Below are 18,539 nucleotides of genomic sequence, written 5' to 3' on the forward strand. Positions count from 1 at the left end.
AAATTGTGTTGCCTAACCCAGGCAATAAGAAGCGACAGGCTGAACTGTTCCTGCACGACCTGTTGAAGGGGAATTGACCCACGTTTTTGGGGAAGTCACCTTGCCCATCTGCATTGCTCTTGCAGTCTGGGTTGTCTGATTACGCCACCACCCGGTCATGACTCGATCCCGTCTCTTTTTTGTCCGGGCGGCAATAGACACCCTTTGACAGAGTTTTTGATACATATTCGAGTAGTTTTGCAGTAGTTCAGTAATTATGAATGACATTAACAAGATTAATACCAATCTCAGCCGCAACCTTGTCGCACTCTATGCTTTTGAGATGGTCGCGAAACATGGAAACTTCACAAGCGCTGGCGAAGCGCTTGGCTTGACGCAATCTTCGATCTCTCAACGGATTAAGGGTTTGGAGATCGATTTGGGCGTAGTGCTTTTCAAGCGAGAACACCGTGGCGTTTCACTAACATATGAAGGGCTCAGGCTTCTCAACGTGGTCAAACCTGCAATGACACAAATGGGCTATGCGGTTGGATCCTTACTCGATCGTAAATCCAAACCAAGGGTTCGGATTTCTGCCGACTTCGCTTTCTCTACGTTCTGGCTGCTACCGCGTCTGGCTTACTTGCGCGAAGAGCTTGGGGACGAGATTGAGATTCAAATTCTGGCATCTACTGTGCCTCCAGGCTTGGACGACACGGATTGCGACATACAAATCCATGTAGCGCCCAGAAGTGAGATTAAGCCTGGTGAAATTCTACTGCTGGAAGAGACTGTCGCAGCAGTTTGCAGTCCTCAGCTATTAGAAAAGATAACACCAATTCGCTCTTCTGCAGACTTATTGGATGTGCAACTGCTAAGTTTATCAAAACCCGCCACTGCCGAGTGGCAAACTTGGCAGGGTTGGTTTGATAGTCTGGGCATTGCAGGCGAAAGAAAGAAAAATTACATCAGCTTTAATAACTACGACATGGTCACTCAGGCTGCGTTAGCAGGGGACGGGGTCGCATTGGGTTGGATCGGTCTAATAGATGGCTTGCTCAACAAAGGTTCGCTGGTGCAAGTGACAGATGACGTAGTCATAAGTGACGCAGGCTACGTCATGTCGCGGGACCAGACCAATTTGGGACGCGGCCCTCGAATGGTATTCGACTGGATCGCGGAACAGGTTCTTTCGCCTCATTCGTACTAGAGCTCAGCATCAGCGATGAAGTCGCGTCTAGCCATACCAATGAAACTGCGCCCGTACCCGCCAGTGAATGACTGCTTCCAACCGTTCGTTCTCCGCTGCGCATGCGAGGGGCTGCCAGGAGTCCGATGGCGGCTATGAGGATTTCGCGTTGGTTGCCAATAACGGCATCGAAAGCGGACATCTATTTCACGCCATGCATTGGCAGTTTTGTCCGCGTCACCGCCATCTGCATGCCTCTCAGAGAATGTCCGGTTTCACGTGGTTCGCGACCTGCTGCATGAGCGAATGACCGAGGTGTGATCAAAGTCTGGTAAGGGCTCGTTCGACCAATCCGGGACGTCGCAGAGAATGGCCGCATCGAGCCCACAGCGGAAACTCCGAATTTTGCGCTGCGAGCGCACGCAGCATGAAAATCGTTGCATCAGGTTAATTCACAATGTTGCACTACGGCGGAGAACGCGGCCATTGAACCATATTTGTTTCTAGGTCATGCCGACCGATGGCGCATCCTTAGGCAGATTGATGTGATATCGAAGAAGCCGAGGTAGCTTTCTGCAGTTTCCTCACAACTACCGACGACATGGCGGGGATTCTTCCGCTTGACGATGGTGCCAAGACAAGCCTGCATTTCATGTTCCGCCCGTCAGCCATTCAACGACCCGACGCACCTCCGCTCGGTGCGCATGGCCCCCGCGCGTTTCGACAAAGTATCCATGGGTTGGGGAGATATCCTCGTCAAATAGGCGGACCACACGACCTTCGGCAAGATCCTGGTCAATAAGAGGCAACCAGCCGATCACCACGCCTTGTCCATCGGCCGCGCCCCTCAACAAGGTGTTTGCATCTTGAAAAATCGGGCCCCGCAAAGGCTGGTCGACAGCGACATTCATCGCCGTAAACCAATCCAGCCACCCCCAGTGATTTCTTTGATGCAGCAATGGCAAACGCTTCAGATCGTCTGGATGGCAAATGGCGGGATGCGCCTCGATGAAGGCCTTGGATGCAATGGCTGCAGGCCTCAGTTCTAGCAGTTTGGTCGCCTTTGGGTCCGATCCTTCGATGCGGTCCCATCGGATGACGATATCGACGGTCTCGTTGGCAAAGGCACCTGGTTCGATGGATGGAAGAAATTCGAGTTCGATATTCGGGTGAGCTTGCCAGAATTCGCTCATCTGCGGCATCAACCACCGTGCTGTAAAAATCGGTCCCACGGCCAGACGCACAACCTTGCGCGTATCACGGTGGAGCGTTCGAACAGCATCATCAAGTATCCCGAATGCCTGGCCTGTGGCTTCCGCCAATCTTGTGCCATCCTCGGTCAGAATGACATCCCGTCCGCTGCGTACAAAAAGCTTCGTGCCCAACTGATCTTCGAGGCCGCGCACATGATGACTGATTGCGGTCGCTGTCACCGAAAGATGTTCCGAAGCCGCACGAAAACTACCGTGCTGGGCGGCGGCGTCAAAGGCGCGCAGGGCTGGTAACGAAGGCTTCATGGCGGTCATTCATAAGTTTTACTCATCGATTGATAAAAAAGAAACCTTTGTAAACTGAATTTTTGACTGCGAAGGTTCGGCAGACGAAACACAATACTCATGAGTTCATGGTTGAAGCTCGCCGCCGCCGAGGTCGCAAAGACCGCTTAAAGCAACCCACAGAGGAGGAGGTGGTTCTCCCAGTGTGGCCCGGCGTGCTTGGGGGGCGCCTCATGCCATTGTCGTCCAGGGAGGCGGAGTTGGTGGAGGACGTGACGTTTTCGCTTTTGGCGACGCTGGGCCTGAGGCAGGCCACCCCGTCGATGATCGAAAAAGTCACCGAAGCCGGTGGTTCCTACACCAAGGAAGGGCGGTTGCTCTTTCCTGAAAAGCTCGTCCGATGGGCGATTGATGGGGCGAAGCGTGGATTCACACTCTGTGGGCAAACGCCCGAACGCGATCTGAAAATCGAAGGGACTCGGGTCCATATGTCGACGGGCGGCGCGGCCCCCGGTGTGTTTGATCTGGACACACGTGCTTACCGCGACAGTACCTTGCAAGATCTTTATGATGCTGCCCGCATCGTGGACCGGATGGACAATATCCATCATTTCAGCCGATCTGTTGTTGCGCGTGACATTGAAGATAACGCGGTGATGGATCTCAACACGGCCTATGCCTGTTTGGCTGGTACCTCCAAGCATGTCTCGATCTCGATCACTGAGCCGCAGAATGTGCAGGCTATCGCAGACCTCTGCTATGCCATCTCCGGAAGCGAGCAAGCCTTCCGCACACGCCCCTTTATGACGATTATGGTGTGTCATGTGGTGCCGCCTATGCGCTTTGCCGAGGAAGCTTGTGGGGTGCTGGAACGCGCGATTTTGGCAGGCTTTCCCGTTCAGCTTATCAGCGCGGGTCAGGCTGGCGCGACCAGCCCTGCCACCGTCGCCGGTTCTCTTGTGCAGGCCGTGGCCGAGACCTTGGCGGGGTTGGTCTTCGCGCGGTTGGTGGCTTCGGATGTCAAAGCGATCTTTGCACCCAAGCCACTCGTCGCGGATTTACGCACGGGCTCCATGAGCGGTGGCGGCGGTGAACAAGCCATTCTGATGGCCGGCGCGGCACAGATGGGCCGACACTGGGATCTACCAACCAGTTCGATTGCCGGGATCACCGATGCCAAATGCCTCGATGCGCAATACGGAGCCGAGAAATCCCTTGCGGTGGCGATGGCAGCCCATGCCGGGTCCAATATTGTCACTCAGGCGGCGGGTATGATGTCGAGCCTGCTGGGCGTTAGTCACGCCGCCTATGTCAGTGACAACGATCTTCTGGGAAATATCCTGCGGACCATTCGCGGGATTGAGGCAACTCCGGAAAACATCGCAGCAGATGTCATCAAGGCCGTTTGCGAAGGGCCGGGGCATTACCTGGGTGAGCATCACACCTTCGGGCGGATGAAATCGGACTATTTCTACCCAGAGATTGGTGACCGCCGGACGCCCCGCGAATGGGAGGAGGATGGCGCCAGGCCCATCGGGGATGTTGCGCGCGAGAAGACCCGCGAGATTCTTCGTAGTCACTTTCCGAAACATATCTCTGATACATTGGACAATAAATTGCGTGCGAGTTTTGACATCCGCCTGACGCGTGCCGGATCTGGGCGGTCAGAATGAGTAATCTCCGCCTTAGCGAACAGGCCCGCGCGGCCCTCCCCGGTGGGGTCAGCCACGAACTGCGCTATCGTGATCCGTATCCGCTTTATATCGATACGGCGCGTGGCGCCGAAAAGTGGGATACCGAAGGGCGACGCTACATTGACTTCAAAATGGGCTCAGCCGCCCAAATGCTGGGCCACTGCCACCCTGCTGTGGTCGAGGCGCTGCAAAAGCAAGCCGAACGGGCGATCTTTGCCGCTGATTGCCATGCGTTTGAAATCGAGTGGGCGGACTGGATCAACCGGCTATACCCCTCGGCCGACCGCACCCGCTTTACCGCCTCGGGAAGCGAGGCCACGATGCTGGCATTGCGATTGGGGCGGGCCTATTCGGGCAAAGATCATGTGCTGCGGATTGATGGCCATTACCACGGTTGGCATGACTACGCGCTGAAAGGAACCAAGCCGGGCAGCAACGCGCCGCCGTCACTGGGTGTGCCGCAACCCGTGACTGAACTTGTGCAGGTCTGCGCAGCTGATCCAATCGCGATGGCCAAAGCGCTGGAAGATGACCGGATTGGCACGGTGATATTCGAGGCATCCGGGGCGAATTACGGCTCTGTGCCACTCGCCACCGAAACCCTGAAGGCGCTGTACGATGTGGCCCGTGCTGCAGGCGTGGTGCTGATCTTTGACGAAATCATCACCGGCTTCCGCTGGTCTCCTGGCGGGCGTCAGGCGCGGGACGGGGTCGTGCCCGATCTGACCACGCTGGCCAAGATTGCTACGGGCGGTCTGCCCGGTGGCGCGGTCTGTGGCCGTGCGGACATCATGGACTTGATGAACAACACCACCGAGCGCGACGGGATCGCCCCAGCGGTCAGCCACAAGGGCACGTTCAACGCCTCCCCCCTGATCGCAGCGGCTGCGTGTGCGGCCATGCCATACCTCGCCGATGGAGTGGCTCAGAGCCATGCGGACGCGATGGCCAGACGCATGCGTGACGGGATGAACGCCCGGATGGCGGAACAGGGGGTCAAGGGGCTGGCCTATGGCGATAGCTCGATCATCCATGTCTATTTCGGGCAGGACACGCTTGACGGGCTCAGCCCCAAGCAAATCCGAGGCCTGCCCAAAGCGGTGGTCAACGGCTATCGGGACGGCATGCTTTCGCATGGGGTGGACATCATGTCCTACACCTCGGGACTGACATCAGCCGCACATACCCCGGACCTGATTGACGAAGCGCTTGAGGCATTTGCCAAGACCCTCATGGACATGACACGCGGGAGAATACTGACATGAGCCTCCCCTCTCAAGCCCGCACCGTGATCATCGGTGGCGGTGTAGTTGGCTGTTCGATTGCCTATCACCTGGCCCGCGAGGGTCGGAAAGACATCGTGCTGCTGGAACGCTCCAAGCTGACCTCGGGTACCACCTGGCATGCCGCTGGTCTTGTGCGGCGGCTGCGGCCTTCGACAACGCTGACGAAGCTGATCAACTATTCCATCGACCTTTATGGCGAGTTGGAAACCGAGACGGGACAGGCCACCGGCTGGACCCAGACCGGGTCACTGACGCTGGCCACCAATCCCGACCGTCTGACGAACATCAAACGTCAGGTCTCGCTGGGTCGGGCCTTTGGGCTTGAGGCCGAAGTGGTCGATGCTGCCCGCGCGAAAAAGCTTTGGCCATTGATAGAGGTTGATGATGTGATCGGCGCGGCCTGGTCACCGGCTGATGGCCGCGTGAACCCGTCAGACGTGGCTTTGGCGCTGTCCAAAGGTGCCCGGTCGCGGGGAGTGCAAATATTCGAAGATACCCGGGTCACCGGTTTGCAAAAGAAAGCCGGGCGTATTTCGGGTGTCGAGATCGGCGAGCATCTGATCGAAGCCGGCGAGGTGGTGATCGCCTCCGGCCTTTGGTCGCGCGAAGTGGCTGCGATGGCGGGTGCGCATATGCCGCTCTATGCCTGCGAACATTTCTACATCCTGACCAAACCGCTGGAAGAGGTGCAAGCGCTTGGCAAGGGCGCGCATCTGCCCACGCTGAACGATCAGGACGCCTACCTTTATGCCCGCGATGACGTTGAAGGGCTGCTGGTCGGCTCCTTTGAGCCACACGCCAAGGGCATCTCGACCAAAGACCTGCCCGCTGATTTCTCGTTCGATCTGTTGGACGAGAATTGGGATCATTTCATGCCCATGATGGAAAACGCCCTGCGGCGCATCCCGGCGCTAGAGAAAGCCGAAGTGCGAATGCTGCTGAACGGGCCGGAAGGCTTCACGCTCGACAGCCAGTTCATGTTGGGTGAAAGCCCCGAAGTGCCCGGGCTGTTCCTGATGGGCGGCATGAACTCCACCGGGATCGCGCTTGCGGGCGGCGCGGGCAAGGCGATGGCCGAATGGATCATCGCCGGCGAACCGACGATGGAACTGAATGAGGCCGATATCCGTCGGTTCAGTCCAGAGATGAACGTGCTGGGAGCTTTAGAGGCGCGTATTCCAGAAGTGCTGGGTCGCCATTATGACAATCCCTATCCGGGGCGTTCGATGGGCACCGCACGAGGCCAGCGTCGGTCGCCGATCCATACCGGTCTGGTGGCCGCTGGCGCGCAGTTTGAAGGGCGCGGCGGCTGGGAACGGGCAGTGCACTATGGTGGCGCGGACGCACATCTGCCGCTGACCTTCGGTGCACCGCAATGGCGCGACACGGTGGGACACGAGGTTGCGGCCTGCCGGAGCGGGGCGGCCATTCTGGATCAATCGGCTTTTGGCAAGATAATGGTGCAGGGGCCGGATGCTTGCGCCTTCCTCAACCACCTTTGCACCGCGCAAATGGACATCGCCGAGGGGCGCATTGCCTACACCCAAATCCTGAATGCGCGCGGTGGCGTGGAAAGCGACCTGACCGTGCAGCGCCATGGGCCTGAGACCTATCTGATGATCGTCGGCGCAGGCGAGGTTGTGCGCGACATGAAACGGATGCGCGACACCAAGGGCGAATTCCGGGTCGAATTCACAGATGTCACCAGTGGCTATGCCATCGTCGGGCTGGCCGGGGCAAAGGCTCGGGAGGTCTTGCAGGCCACCAGCAGCAGCCCTGTGCCCGTCATCAAACGCTTTGGCTTTGCGCCGGTTGAGATTGGCCTTGCCCGTGCGTGGGCTGGCCAGCTGAGCTTTACTGGTGAGGAAGGATTCGAACTCTACGTCCCCTCCGACATGGCAATGGCTGCGCATGAGACATTGGTTGCTGCCGGAGCGACACATGCCGGGCTTTACGCCAGTGGATCGTTGCGCATCGAAAGCGGCTTCCGCGCCTTTGGCCACGAATTGACCCCCGGCACCACACCGCATGAAGCCGGGCTAGGCGCGTTCTGCGCCGCAGGCACCGGGTTTTTCGGGGAAGAGGCGCTGAAAGATTATGTGCCCAAACGGCGCATCGTGTCTCTGCTCTTCGATGATCCAAATGCGATCCCGATACATGACGAACCGATCTACTTTGACGGTCAGGTTGTCGGGCAGATCACCTCGGCTGCGTGGAGCTATCGCTTTGGCCGCTCGGTTGCACTCGCGATGATCAATGCGCCACTGGACCAGCTCGCCACCGAAGATACCGTGCCGGGGTTTGAGGTGGAAATCGCCTGCCACCGCTTTACCGCCCGAGCCTCTCTTAGACCCGCAAAGGAGGCGTTCTGATGTCGGACACGCTCCGCTCCACCCGCGTTGCCATCATCGGCGGTGGGATCATGGGTGTTGCGGCCCAATACCAGCTTGCCGAAGCGGGTTGGACCGATACGATCCTGTTTGAAAAAGCCGAATTGACCAGTGGCTCGACCTGGCATGCAGCTGGGCAGATTACCCATGCGGTGGGCAGCCGGGTCATGGGTTGGATCAACAAGACTTCGATCGAAACCTACAAGAAGGTCGAACAGGAAACCGGCCAAAGCATCGGTTGGCACGAGGTTGGCGGTTTCCGCATCGCAACCACGGATGATGAGGTCGACTGGATGAAATCGATTATGGGCGTGGGCAAATTGCTCGACCTGCCGATGGAGCTTGTCGGGCCAGAAGCTGTGGCCAAGGGCAACCCATTCTACAAGGTTGATGACGTTAAGGCAGCGATCCAGACCTTTGAAGACGGGCATATCGATCCCTCCAGCGTGACCATGGCACTGGCCACCGCAACGCGCGCGCGAGGGGCCAAGATCGAACGACACAATCAGGTGCTGGGGGCCAGTCGCAAGGGTGACATGTGGCTGCTGCGGGGCGAAAAGGGGGACGTGCTGGCCGAACATGTGGTCATCGCTGCGGGGTCCTATGCCAATCAGGTGGGGCAATGGTTCGGGCTGACGATCCCCTCGGTCAGTTGCTTGCACCATTATCTTGTCACCGACACGGTGCCGGAATTTCTCGACCGCCCCGAACTGCCAGTGATGCGGGACAACGCCTTTGGCGGCTACATCCGGCAGGAACAGAAATCCGGCCTGATTGGCATCTACGAAGGCCATGTCTGCCCCACTGTTTGGGAAATGCCCCAAGGCGCGCCCTGGTCGGCAGAGAATGAGCTCTTTGAGGCGGATTACGATTCCATCGGAGACTTCCTGATGGTCGCCTTAGACAAGATGCCCATTCTCGCAGACCTCGGCATCAAGCGCGTTGTGCGCGGGGCGATCACGCATACGCCGGATGGTGGAATGCTCGTTGGCCCCTCTGGCGCGCCGAATGTATGGCTCTCCTGCGGTTCATCTATCGGGCTCGCCTGGGGTGGTGGCGCGGGCAAAGTGCTGGCCGATTGGATGGTGCATGGCGAGACCGAGATCAACACGCGCAGTTTCGACCCGCGCCGGTACGGCAATTTCGCCGACGGTGTTTTCATCCTAGAGCGCACCAAGGACGAGTTCATGCGCCGCCACGACACCCCTTGCCCGGGCAAGCAATTCCACAGCCTGCGCCCCCTAAACCGGCACGCCCTTTATGATCGGCTGGCCGCCAAGGGCGCAGTCTTTGGTGAGATCGCGGGTTGGGAACGCCCACGCTATTTCGGTGAGGTGGGTGAGGTCGAACAGATTGGCTGGGGTCACCAGAACTGGCACGAGAATGCCATCCGCGAAGCCAAAGCCACGCGGGAAGCGGCGAGCGTGATCGACCTCTGCGCCTTTGCCCAGTTCGAGATCGCGGGCAAAGACGCAGGCGCGCTTCTAAACCGGCTGTCCGCCAACAAGATCCCCGCGCGCGACGGGCGGATGAGCCTGAACCACCTGCTAACAGAACAGGGCCGGTTCGAGACCGAGATCACGATTTGGCGGATTGCGGAAGACCACTTTTTCACTGGCTCACCCGTCGCCCGGTCTAACCCGGATTTCGATTGGATCAAGAGCCATATCCGCGGGGGCGAAGACGTTCAGATGGTCAACCGCTCGCACGATTGGGGCATGCTGGGGCTATCTGGTCCAGCCTCGCGCAAGATCATGGCCGAGTTGACTGATGTGGACTTGTCGAACTCCAATTTCCCGTGGCTTTCGGGCAAGGAGATCCCGATTGCGGGTGCGAATTGCTACATGCTGCGGGTGTCTTTTGTGGGCGAGCTTGGCTGGGAATTGCATGCGCCGCTGGATCAAATCGGGGCGATCTACGACGCCCTTTTTGAAGCGGGTGAAAAGTATGGGCTGGTCGATCTGGGCAACTATGCCTTCAACGGCCTGCGCATGGAAAAAGCCTATCTCGCAAGCGGTGAACTGACCACGGATATCGGCCCCTTCGATGTCGGGCTTGAGCGTTTCGTAGTGACCGAGAACCGTGACTTCGTGGGCCGCGCAGCGTTGATGGAGCGCGATCCAGCGTGGGAGTTGCTTTATGCAGAACTGCATACCGATAACATCGACATCCACGGAGGCGAACCCGTTCTGCTGGATGGGAAGCCCGTGGGCCTGACCACTTCCGGCGGCTATGGCTATAGCATCGGCAAATCGCTGGGATGGCTCTTTGTTCGCAAGGGTACGCCGCACGACGGGCTAAAGGTGCAGATCCTGAACCGCGAGATTGCGACGACCGTGCATCCCGATGCGCTGTTCGACCCACAGAACCTGCACCCGAGATCGGATACCTAATGACCGCCATGCGCAAACATCCGCTTTCAGGAGAACAGATATGACCACGATCAATGGCGGCGAAGCCGTTTATCGCGTTTTGAAAGCCAACGGCATCGACACGGTGTTCGGCCTCTTGGGCGGCTCAATGCTCGAACTTTACGATGCGATGTACGAAGGCGGTGAGATTGCCTATGTTGGTGCCCGCGACGAACGCGCGGCAGGCCATATGGCCGATGCCTGGGCACGCATGACCGGCAAGCCGGGTGTCGTACTGGGCGCGCAGGCGGGACCCGGCGTGGTCAATATCGTGACAGCAGTGGCCGAGGCGCAGTTGGCCTATTCGCCGCTTGTGGTGATCGCCGGGGCCATCACCCGCGCCGATCAGGCCAAGGATACGTTCCAAGAGGTGGATCAGGTCGCCCTGTTCGCCCCGATCTCCAAACGCTCCGTCATGGTCACTGATCCAGCCCGGTTGGCGCCCATGCTGGAAGACGCGATCCGGCTGGCCAACACAGGTCGACGCGGCCCTGTTGTTCTGCATGTGCCCCGCGATCTGTTTTCCGCAGATGTCCCGGCCATCGACCCCAAGCCGTTGCTGATTGCACGCCCAGGCCCCGCTGCGGCTGACGATGTGTCCGCGATTGCCGAGCTCGTGTCAAACGCCGAACGTCCGGTCATCTTTGCAGGCGGCGGTTTCAAATGGGGCGCTGGGCGTGACGCGCTGACGGCCTTGGCTGAAACCCTGGAAATTCCCGTAGTCGCCTCGACCGGCCATGCGGATGTGATGCGACATGGCCATCCGTGGTTCGCAGGCCAGGCGGGTCCGCGTGGCAACCGTGTCGCTTCGCGCCTGACGAAAGAGGCGGATGTGATGGTGGTGCTGGGCGCACGCCTTGGCTTTAACTCGACCTTCCACAGCAACGATTATGTCGGTGTGGACACATGCATCGCCCATGTCGATGTCGAAGGTTCTGCCGTAGGCCGCTATTTCCCGGCTAAAATCGCCGCACAAGGCGACGCCCGCCTGACTGCCGAAACGCTTATCACTGCTGCGCGAAAGCCCAATTGCGACGCGTGGCGTGACAGCTACCGCGCAGATATGGACAGCCTCTGGGCCGAACGGGCCGAGGAAGCTGCGATTGAGACACTGCCAATGCACCCCCGCCGTGCGCTGGCCGAAATTCGTGATGCTTTGCCCGAGGATGCCATTGTCACGCTCGACACAGGCAATACCTGTCTGCAAGCCGCCGACCGACTGGCGCATTACGCGCCGATGTCGCTGATCACCCCGCTTGATTTCGGGTTGGTGGGCTTTGGTATGCCTGCGGCCATCGGTGCCAAGGCGGCCGCCCCTGACCGTCCGGTTGTAGCCGTGATGGGCGACGGTGCGGTCGGCTACACAATGATCGAAATCCAGACGGCTGTTTCCCATAACTTGCCTATTGTTTTGGTCGTTCTCGACAACGACGCCTGGGGGGCGGAAAAGGCCTATCAGCATGAATTCTACGGCGGTCGTCTGCTGGGCGCGGAAATCCGATCTCCGCGCTATGACAAATTCGCCGAACTCTGCGGCGGCAAAGGCATTTGGGTTGATGGCCCCGGCGGCATGGGACCGGCGTTGCAAGAAGCGCTCGCAAGCGGTGAGACCACGGTCATCCAAGCCAAAATTGACCCCGGCGCACTGATGACCCTGCGCAAGGATCTGTTCAAAGCTCCAAAGGAGGATTGATCATATGACGACTTGGGACACTGTGATCATCGGTGCTGGAAACGCGGCCTTTTGCGCCGCACATGCCGCTCGGGAAAAAGGCGCAAGCGTTCTGATGCTGGAAAGCGCCCCAAAGACGGAGAACGGTGGCAACTCTCGATACACCGCTGGTGCGATCCGCTTTGACTATGACGGGGTTGAAGACATCCGCGCGCTTTGCCCTGACCTGAGCGAAGATTAGGTCGCCATCACCGATTTTGGTGCCTATACCGAAGAACAGTTTTTCGACGACATGTTTCGCGTCACGCGTTTCCGCACCGACCCCGCCTTGTGAGAGCGGTTGGTAAGGTCATCACGGGAGACCATGCACTGGATGCGCGGCAAGGGCATCCAGTTTCTACCCATCTATGGGCGTCAGGCTTTTAAGGTGGATGGACGGTTCAAGTTCTGGGGCGGGCTAACACGGGAAAGCTGGGGCGGTGGTCCGGGCCTGGTTGATGCCCGTACAGAGATCGCGAACGCCGCTGACAATGTGTCTGATCCGACTGTGCCTTGGAGTGGGACACATACCATGGTTGATCTTGGGACAATTCAGGTTGAGTTACCTGATGATCGTTCTGAAAGCACCAAAAAGGTGTTCGACCCAACCCGGATGCCTGAAGGAGTTAGGGCACCCCTGGATGATGTTTTTTCCCTGCGAAGTGGAGCTTACGCGGAATCTGCGGCAAGACGATCCGTCTGAGAGGCGGGTTGAGTATCTGTGGGGTACCAGTGCCCCCTTTAATAGGTATTGACAATACCTATTAAAGGGGGCAGAAAACGGGAGCCTGAAATGGAGTAGATTCTGATGACAGCTGCGATGGTTGCCAAACCACAGATGTTTGAAATTTCCGCTGAGGAAATTGAGATATTGGTTTGCCGGTTTTACGCGCAGATAAGGGTGCATCCTGTATTGGGGCCCGTGTTCAATGAGGCCATTCAGGATTGGAAAGCGCACGAAGAAAAGATCGCATCGTTCTGGCGCGGCGCGATCCTCAGGGAGCCCGGGTATTCCGGAAATCCAATGCAGGCTCATCTGGCGAATTCAGACATCCTTCCCGAGCATTTTCCCTTGTGGCTCGATCTGTTTGGCGAAACGGCACATCAGGTTCTGCAGCCAGATACCGCTCAAGCTTTTACTCATTTGACCAACCGGATCGGTAAAGGTTTGACCTTTGGGATCGAGAACTTTCGTCGCGAGGTGGGTGCCCCGCCGGTGTTGTCATGACCATATCGGTATATTCAAAAGCGCAGGTCATTACCGAGCCGCCAATCCAAGTCGTGAAACGTTGGTTGCGAGCGGGATGGCGCGATTTTAGAGCGAACCTTGAGTATTCGATATGTTACGGCATTGCGCTTGTTCTGTTGGGATGGGCATGTGTCGCGGGTCTTGTGTTTAGCGGTCAAGGTTGGGTTCTGCTGCCACTTTTGGCTGGTGGCGTGCTTGTTGGACCCATTGCCACCGTTGGTTTGTATTCGATCGCCAGCGGTGACACTGGACCCGCCGTCGCTAAGGGGCAGATTGCTCTGGTCGGCGCGATCCTCATGGTGTTTGCCCTGACTTGGATACGTGCCGCGACAGTCATGTTCGCCATTGTTTATGGTCTGCGCCCGTTCTCAGGCTTCGCTGACACTCTACTGCTGATGATCAGCACACCGTCCGGCTGGGCTTTATTAGTCTCTGGATCTTTGATCGGCGGATTGTTTGCATCGTTGGGGTTCGCTGTCTCAGCCTTTTCGCTTCCGATGCTTGTAGACCGCAAGATTGATGGCTTCTCAGCCATGGGGCTGAGTTTTAATGCCACCACTCACAATTTTCGTCTTTGCCTGTATTGGGGCAGTGCGATTACCGCGCTGACTTTGTTGGGGATTTTAACGGGCCTGCTAGGGCTGGCCGTAGTTTTCCCTTTGCTGGGATATTCAACCTGGCATGCCTATGCAGAGCTTTTCCATGGAGACGCACAATGACAGAAGCCCTTCCAGAAGGCGTGGTGCACTATGCGACTTCGCAATTCACGCACGACACTCTGCCAGAAAAATTGCGCAAGGATCACAGCACGAAAGCCGGTGTCTGGGGCCAATTGGCGGTGCAATCTGGCCAGCTTTTGCTGCGCCGGGACAACAAAGATGACCTGGTGTTAGCTGCGGGTGATACGGCGGTCTTTGCGCCCCAGGAAACTCACTCTGTGAACCCCATGGGAGAGGTCGCATTGGAAGTGCGTTTCCACCGGCAGGAGCGGCCAGATGCTGAATAACAATACTGTCGAAAACGTTTTGGTCCTGTGTGCTCTTGCCATTGTTCTGATCGGCGGAGTGGCCATTCTTGGTTGGGGTGTACCTATCGCCTATGTGCTGCATGGCTGGATGATCGCCATCTTCGCCGGTTGGGGGTTGATCTGGATGATCACCCGAATGAGTGAAGAAATCCGGGACATCCCGCTTGAGTATAATGACAAGGTCACGCGTTTCGGTGTCATAGCTGCTCTATTTTGGGCCTTGGTTGGTTTTACCGTCGGAGACATTCTAGCTTGGCAACTGGCCTTTCCGGCATTGAACGGGGATATTTTCTGGTCGAACTTTGGCCGGTTGCGTCCGGTACACACGTCTGCGGTAATCTTCGGATTTGGCGGCAATGCCCTTATCGCAACTTCGTTCTACGTGGTGCAGCGCACCTCGCGGGCAAGACTGGCCAGTGAATCGCTGCCTTGGATGGTGTTTTGGGGCTATAACCTTTTCATGGTCCTTGCGGCGACCGGCTACCCCTTGGGGATTACCCAATCCAAGGAATATGCGGAACCGGAATGGTACGCGGATCTTTTGTTGCTGGTTGTATGGGTAGGGTACCTCGCGCTTTACCTAAAGACCCTTTCGCGTCGGGCAGAGCCGCATATCTATGTGGCCAACTGGTACTATCTGGCTTTCATCGTCGTCATCGCGATGCTGCATACGGTGAACAACCTCTCGGTCCCCGTCTCCATCGCTTACCCCAAAAGCTACTCGCTTTTTTCGGGGACGCAGGATGCCATGACGCAGTGGTGGTATGGGCACAACGCGGTTGGTTTCCTGCTTACGGCAGGGTTCCTGGGGATGCTTTATTACTTTCTGCCCAAAGCTGTGAACCGGCCGATCTATTCATACCGCATGTCGATTGTGGGGTTCTGGGGGATCACATTTTTGTACCTTTGGGCCGGATCGCATCACCTGCATTATACAGCCCTGCCTGATTGGGTTCAGTACCTTGGTATGACCATGTCGATCATTTTGCTGGTTCCCAGCTGGGCCTCTGTGTTCAACGGCATCCTTACGATCAACGGGGCTTGGGATAAAGTCCGGACGGACCCGGCAGTCCGGTTCATGATGGTCGCAATTTTGTTCTATGGGCTGTCGACATTTGAAGGTTCGTTTATGGCGATCCGCCCGGTAAACTCGCTAAGCCACTATACCGACTGGACGGTTGGGCACGTTCATGCCGGCGCGTTGGGTTGGGTCGCTTTCATCACCTTTGGTGCCTTGTACAAACTGGTGCCCTGGATATGGAAGCGGGACGGCGTATATTCCTTGCGGCTGGAGGCCTGGCACTTCTGGCTCGCCCTGAGCGGAACGCTGATTTACGTCGGCGCGATGTGGAACAGCGGCATCACGCAATCGCTGATGTGGCAGACCTATGATGCGGACGGCGCTTTCCTCTATTCCTTCCTCGACAGTGTGATCGCGATGCATCCTTACTATGTCGCCCGCGCGATTGGGGGGCTGTTGTATCTGATCGGAGCCTGCATCGGTGCATACAATATTTACATGACTGTAAGTGGGCCGAAGAAGGCCCAAACCCGGGAAGCCGGACCATTGGTCCAGCTGCCAGCGGAGTAAGTCCCAATGAGCACTCAGCACCAAAAACTCGAACGCCATTCACTTGGGTTTGCAATGGCAATCCTGATGGTTGCATCGATCGGTGGAATTGTCGAAATCGCGCCGTTGTTCACGATCGAAAACACAGTGGAAAAGGTCGAAGGTATGCGGCCCTACACGCCGCTGGAACTTGCCGGGCGTGACATCTATGTCCGCGAGGGGTGCTATGCCTGCCACAGCCAGATGATCCGCACCCTGCGGTCGGACATCGAACGCTATGGACATTACAGTCTGGCTGCCGAAAGCATGTATGACCATCCGTTTCAATGGGGCTCGAAACGTACAGGGCCGGACTTGGCGCGCATTGGTGGCAAATACTCTGACGCATGGCATGTGGCGCATTTGGAAGCGCCGCGAGAGCTGGTCGAGGGGTCAATCATGCCGGGTTATGCGTTTTTGTCCGAGACGCGTCTTGCGACTGGACATTTACCTGCCTCGCTGAAAGCCCTCAGCCGGGCTGGTGTGCCCTATACGGACACCCAGATCGAAAACGCCGAAAAGGACGCCGCATGGCAGGCGGATGCTGAGCAGTACTTTGAAGGAGAGTTGCAGGCAAGTTACGGTGAAAACGTTCAGGTTCGGGATTATGACGGGCAACCGGGCAGGCTGACGGAAATGGATGCCCTTGTAGCCTATCTTCAGGTTCTTGGCACATTGGCCGATCTGGATTCGTTAAACCTTGAGGAGGTTCAGCGATGACACATGATACGGTTCTCGTTTTCTCCAAGACTTGGGGCGCAATCTACCTGCTGGCCGTCTTTTTAGCTGCAGCTGTTTGGACCTATTGGCCCTCGCGCCGGAAGGTTTACGACGATGCCGCCCAATTCCCACTCGATCGTCAGGAGGATCAGCCATGTCGATGAAGGAAAAGGATCCCGTTTCCGGCACCGATCTGACTGGCCACGAATGGGACGGTATTAAAGAGTTGGATACACCTGTTCCCTGGGCTGCCCGATGGGCGCTTTGGATCAGTATCATCATAGCAGCGCTGTATTGGGTGTTTTACCCATCTTTCCCGAGTGTGCGTGACTACGCGAAGGGGATGCTTGGCTATTCCTCGCGTGCAGAAGTTGCGACGGCACTTCAACAGGCGGATGCGAGTCGAGAAATGACATTCGCGCCTTTCGCGTCCGGGGATATAGAGAAGCTGGCCGCCGACCCGACACTGGAGGCAAGGTACAGCGCGTCGATTTCTAAGCTTTACGCCGACAATTGTGCCGCTTGTCACCGGAATGACCTTAAAGGTCAGGTTGGCTTTCCTGACCTGGCAGATGGTCATTGGCTGTGGTCAGGCTCGCCGGAAGAGATAGAGACAACCATACGCTATGGAATCAATGCGCAGCATGACGATACACGGATCGCACAGATGCTTGCCTTTGGTGCGGATGGCATGATCGAAAATCAACAGGTTGAGGAAGTCACAGAATTTGTCTTGTTCCTCTCTGGACAGCAGCATGATGCGACTGCGGCCGAAGCCGGTAAATTGGTTTTTGAAGAAAACTGCGCGGCCTGTCACGGAGATGACGGCCGCGGGGGCTATGAGATCGGCGCGCCAGATCTGGGCGATGAAAGTTGGATCTATGGGGGCGACCGGGACGCCATCTATCACAGCATCCATTTTGGCCGACGGGGGGTGATGCCGGCGTGGGACGGACGTTTGAGTGACGCTCAGATCCGAATGCTGACACTGTACTTACTCTGGAATGCAGAAGATGTACCAAGCTGAAGAGAATCCACGATTCCGAAGGGCAATGTATCTGATGATAATGGTCCTGTTGGCCGGCTACATCGGGTTCAAGGCATGGCACCTATCGATGGCATTCGAGGCCTGGGAAGGGCAGGCGATTGAGGATGCCGTGCCTGGTGCAGCTAAATGAAAATCGTGGTTTATACGATTTCAATTTGCGTATTAATGATCTGAAGCCAGCGCATGACTAACTTCTAGCGCTCGGATCAGGTTTTTCATTCCGCGATTTCCTTCCAAAACATCCTGCAATGTCTTGCTGTCCAAGGCAGTAAAAAACGCCTCCTGAGCTTCAGTCAGGATTGGCAGCAACCCACAGGCAGGCGTCATCACACAACAGCCGCCGTCTTCTTTCATACACTCAACCAAAGGGGTGCCGCGTTCGGATTTTCGCAGCAGGCCGCCAATCGAGATCGCATTGGGAGGCAAGGCCATTCGCATTCCACCGTTGCGTCCACGAACGGATTCTACGTAGCCCTCGTGTGTGAGCCACTGGGAGATCTTGGCCAGGTGATTGAAGGGCAAGTTTTGCATAGCCGCAATCTCGCGGGTCGACATCAACCCCTCTTCGTGGGTGGCAAGGTGGATCAGGATGCGCAAGGCATAGTCGGAAAACTTGGTAATTTGCATAGTTATATTTCTCATAAAAAATAGGCTTTGAAAATGCCTATTTTGTTGACATCTTTTTCTGGTCTTTATAATAGGCATTTAAAATGCTTAATAAAGGAGATGG

18 protein-coding genes are annotated in these 18,539 nt (G+C 57.1%); 16 read left to right on the forward strand and 2 right to left on the reverse strand.

Annotated elements, in window-relative coordinates; genetic code table 11:
• The first annotated feature begins 256 nt into the window (after window positions 1-256).
• Complete coding sequence (locus tag ACR0JB_RS17690) at window positions 257-1,189, forward strand: LysR family transcriptional regulator (protein WP_170397428.1); 933 nt, start codon at window positions 257-259, stop codon at window positions 1,187-1,189.
• Window positions 1,190-1,818: 629 nt separating this feature from the next.
• On the opposite strand, the gene ACR0JB_RS17695 is transcribed toward ACR0JB_RS17690, so the two are convergent.
• Window positions 1,819-2,694, reverse strand: a complete 876-nt coding sequence (locus tag ACR0JB_RS17695; protein ID WP_254442420.1) for a LysR substrate-binding domain-containing protein — start codon at window positions 2,692-2,694, stop codon at window positions 1,819-1,821.
• A 98-nt stretch (window positions 2,695-2,792) separates the two neighbouring features.
• Between ACR0JB_RS17695 and ACR0JB_RS17700 the strand changes: the two genes are divergently transcribed.
• From ACR0JB_RS17700 to ACR0JB_RS17770, 15 genes are all read left to right on the forward strand, one after another.
• Complete coding sequence (locus ACR0JB_RS17700; protein ID WP_480790145.1) at window positions 2,793-4,337, forward strand: trimethylamine methyltransferase family protein; 1,545 nt, start codon at window positions 2,793-2,795, stop codon at window positions 4,335-4,337.
• On the forward strand, window positions 4,334-5,623 hold the full coding sequence (locus tag ACR0JB_RS17705) for an aspartate aminotransferase family protein (protein WP_170578230.1): 1,290 nt from the start codon (window positions 4,334-4,336) through the stop codon (window positions 5,621-5,623). Before ACR0JB_RS17700 ends, ACR0JB_RS17705 begins: the two co-directional genes overlap by 4 nt.
• Window positions 5,620-8,016 (forward strand): GcvT family protein, encoded by a 2,397-nt coding sequence (locus ACR0JB_RS17710; protein WP_480790146.1) that lies wholly within the window; start codon window positions 5,620-5,622, stop codon window positions 8,014-8,016. The genes ACR0JB_RS17705 and ACR0JB_RS17710 overlap by 4 nt, the downstream gene beginning before the upstream one ends.
• On the forward strand, window positions 8,016-10,427 hold the full coding sequence (locus ACR0JB_RS17715) for an FAD-dependent oxidoreductase (RefSeq protein WP_480790147.1): 2,412 nt from the start codon (window positions 8,016-8,018) through the stop codon (window positions 10,425-10,427). The genes ACR0JB_RS17710 and ACR0JB_RS17715 overlap by 1 nt, the downstream gene beginning before the upstream one ends.
• Before the next feature lie 40 nt (window positions 10,428-10,467).
• On the forward strand, window positions 10,468-12,138 hold the full coding sequence (locus ACR0JB_RS17720; protein WP_170578237.1) for a thiamine pyrophosphate-binding protein: 1,671 nt from the start codon (window positions 10,468-10,470) through the stop codon (window positions 12,136-12,138).
• Window positions 12,139-12,142: 4 nt separating this feature from the next.
• Window positions 12,143-12,358, forward strand: coding sequence for an FAD-binding protein (locus ACR0JB_RS17725; RefSeq protein ID WP_254442421.1), 216 nt, complete (start codon window positions 12,143-12,145; stop codon window positions 12,356-12,358).
• A gap of 123 nt (window positions 12,359-12,481) precedes the next feature.
• Window positions 12,482-12,859, forward strand: coding sequence for a hypothetical protein (locus tag ACR0JB_RS17730; RefSeq protein ID WP_480790148.1), 378 nt, complete (start codon window positions 12,482-12,484; stop codon window positions 12,857-12,859).
• A 105-nt stretch (window positions 12,860-12,964) separates the two neighbouring features.
• Entirely contained in the window at window positions 12,965-13,384 is a 420-nt protein-coding gene (locus ACR0JB_RS17735) for a group III truncated hemoglobin (RefSeq protein ID WP_170362191.1), read from the forward strand.
• Window positions 13,381-14,124: a DUF2189 domain-containing protein gene (locus tag ACR0JB_RS17740; protein WP_170351584.1), complete on the forward strand. Its 744-nt coding sequence runs from the start codon at window positions 13,381-13,383 to the stop codon at window positions 14,122-14,124. The genes ACR0JB_RS17735 and ACR0JB_RS17740 overlap by 4 nt, the downstream gene beginning before the upstream one ends.
• A complete protein-coding gene (locus ACR0JB_RS17745) occupies window positions 14,121-14,411 on the forward strand; it encodes a TehB family protein (protein WP_170351582.1) in 291 nt (96 codons plus the stop codon). Before ACR0JB_RS17740 ends, ACR0JB_RS17745 begins: the two co-directional genes overlap by 4 nt.
• Window positions 14,401-16,023 (forward strand): cytochrome-c oxidase, cbb3-type subunit I, encoded by a 1,623-nt coding sequence (gene ccoN, locus ACR0JB_RS17750; protein ID WP_170351580.1) that lies wholly within the window; start codon window positions 14,401-14,403, stop codon window positions 16,021-16,023. The genes ACR0JB_RS17745 and ccoN overlap by 11 nt, the downstream gene beginning before the upstream one ends.
• Before the next feature lie 6 nt (window positions 16,024-16,029).
• Window positions 16,030-16,761: a cytochrome-c oxidase, cbb3-type subunit II gene (gene ccoO, locus ACR0JB_RS17755; RefSeq protein WP_480790149.1), complete on the forward strand. Its 732-nt coding sequence runs from the start codon at window positions 16,030-16,032 to the stop codon at window positions 16,759-16,761.
• On the forward strand, window positions 16,758-16,925 hold the full coding sequence (locus tag ACR0JB_RS17760; RefSeq protein ID WP_480790150.1) for a cbb3-type cytochrome c oxidase subunit 3: 168 nt from the start codon (window positions 16,758-16,760) through the stop codon (window positions 16,923-16,925). The genes ccoO and ACR0JB_RS17760 overlap by 4 nt, the downstream gene beginning before the upstream one ends.
• Window positions 16,916-17,788: a cytochrome-c oxidase, cbb3-type subunit III gene (ccoP, locus tag ACR0JB_RS17765; RefSeq protein ID WP_170578247.1), complete on the forward strand. Its 873-nt coding sequence runs from the start codon at window positions 16,916-16,918 to the stop codon at window positions 17,786-17,788. Before ACR0JB_RS17760 ends, ccoP begins: the two co-directional genes overlap by 10 nt.
• A 25-nt stretch (window positions 17,789-17,813) precedes the next feature.
• The gene (locus tag ACR0JB_RS17770; protein ID WP_302478873.1) at window positions 17,814-17,939 is read left to right on the forward strand and encodes a hypothetical protein; all 126 of its coding nucleotides are present in this window, start codon (window positions 17,814-17,816) and stop codon (window positions 17,937-17,939) included.
• 32 nt (window positions 17,940-17,971) lie between these two features.
• Here ACR0JB_RS17770 and ACR0JB_RS17775 read toward each other — a convergent pair whose 3' ends face one another.
• Window positions 17,972-18,436, reverse strand: a complete 465-nt coding sequence (locus ACR0JB_RS17775) for an RrF2 family transcriptional regulator (protein WP_170347428.1) — start codon at window positions 18,434-18,436, stop codon at window positions 17,972-17,974.
• Window positions 18,437-18,539: the final 103 nt, after the last annotated feature.

This window comes from Ruegeria sp. BI7 (genome assembly GCF_056537925.1).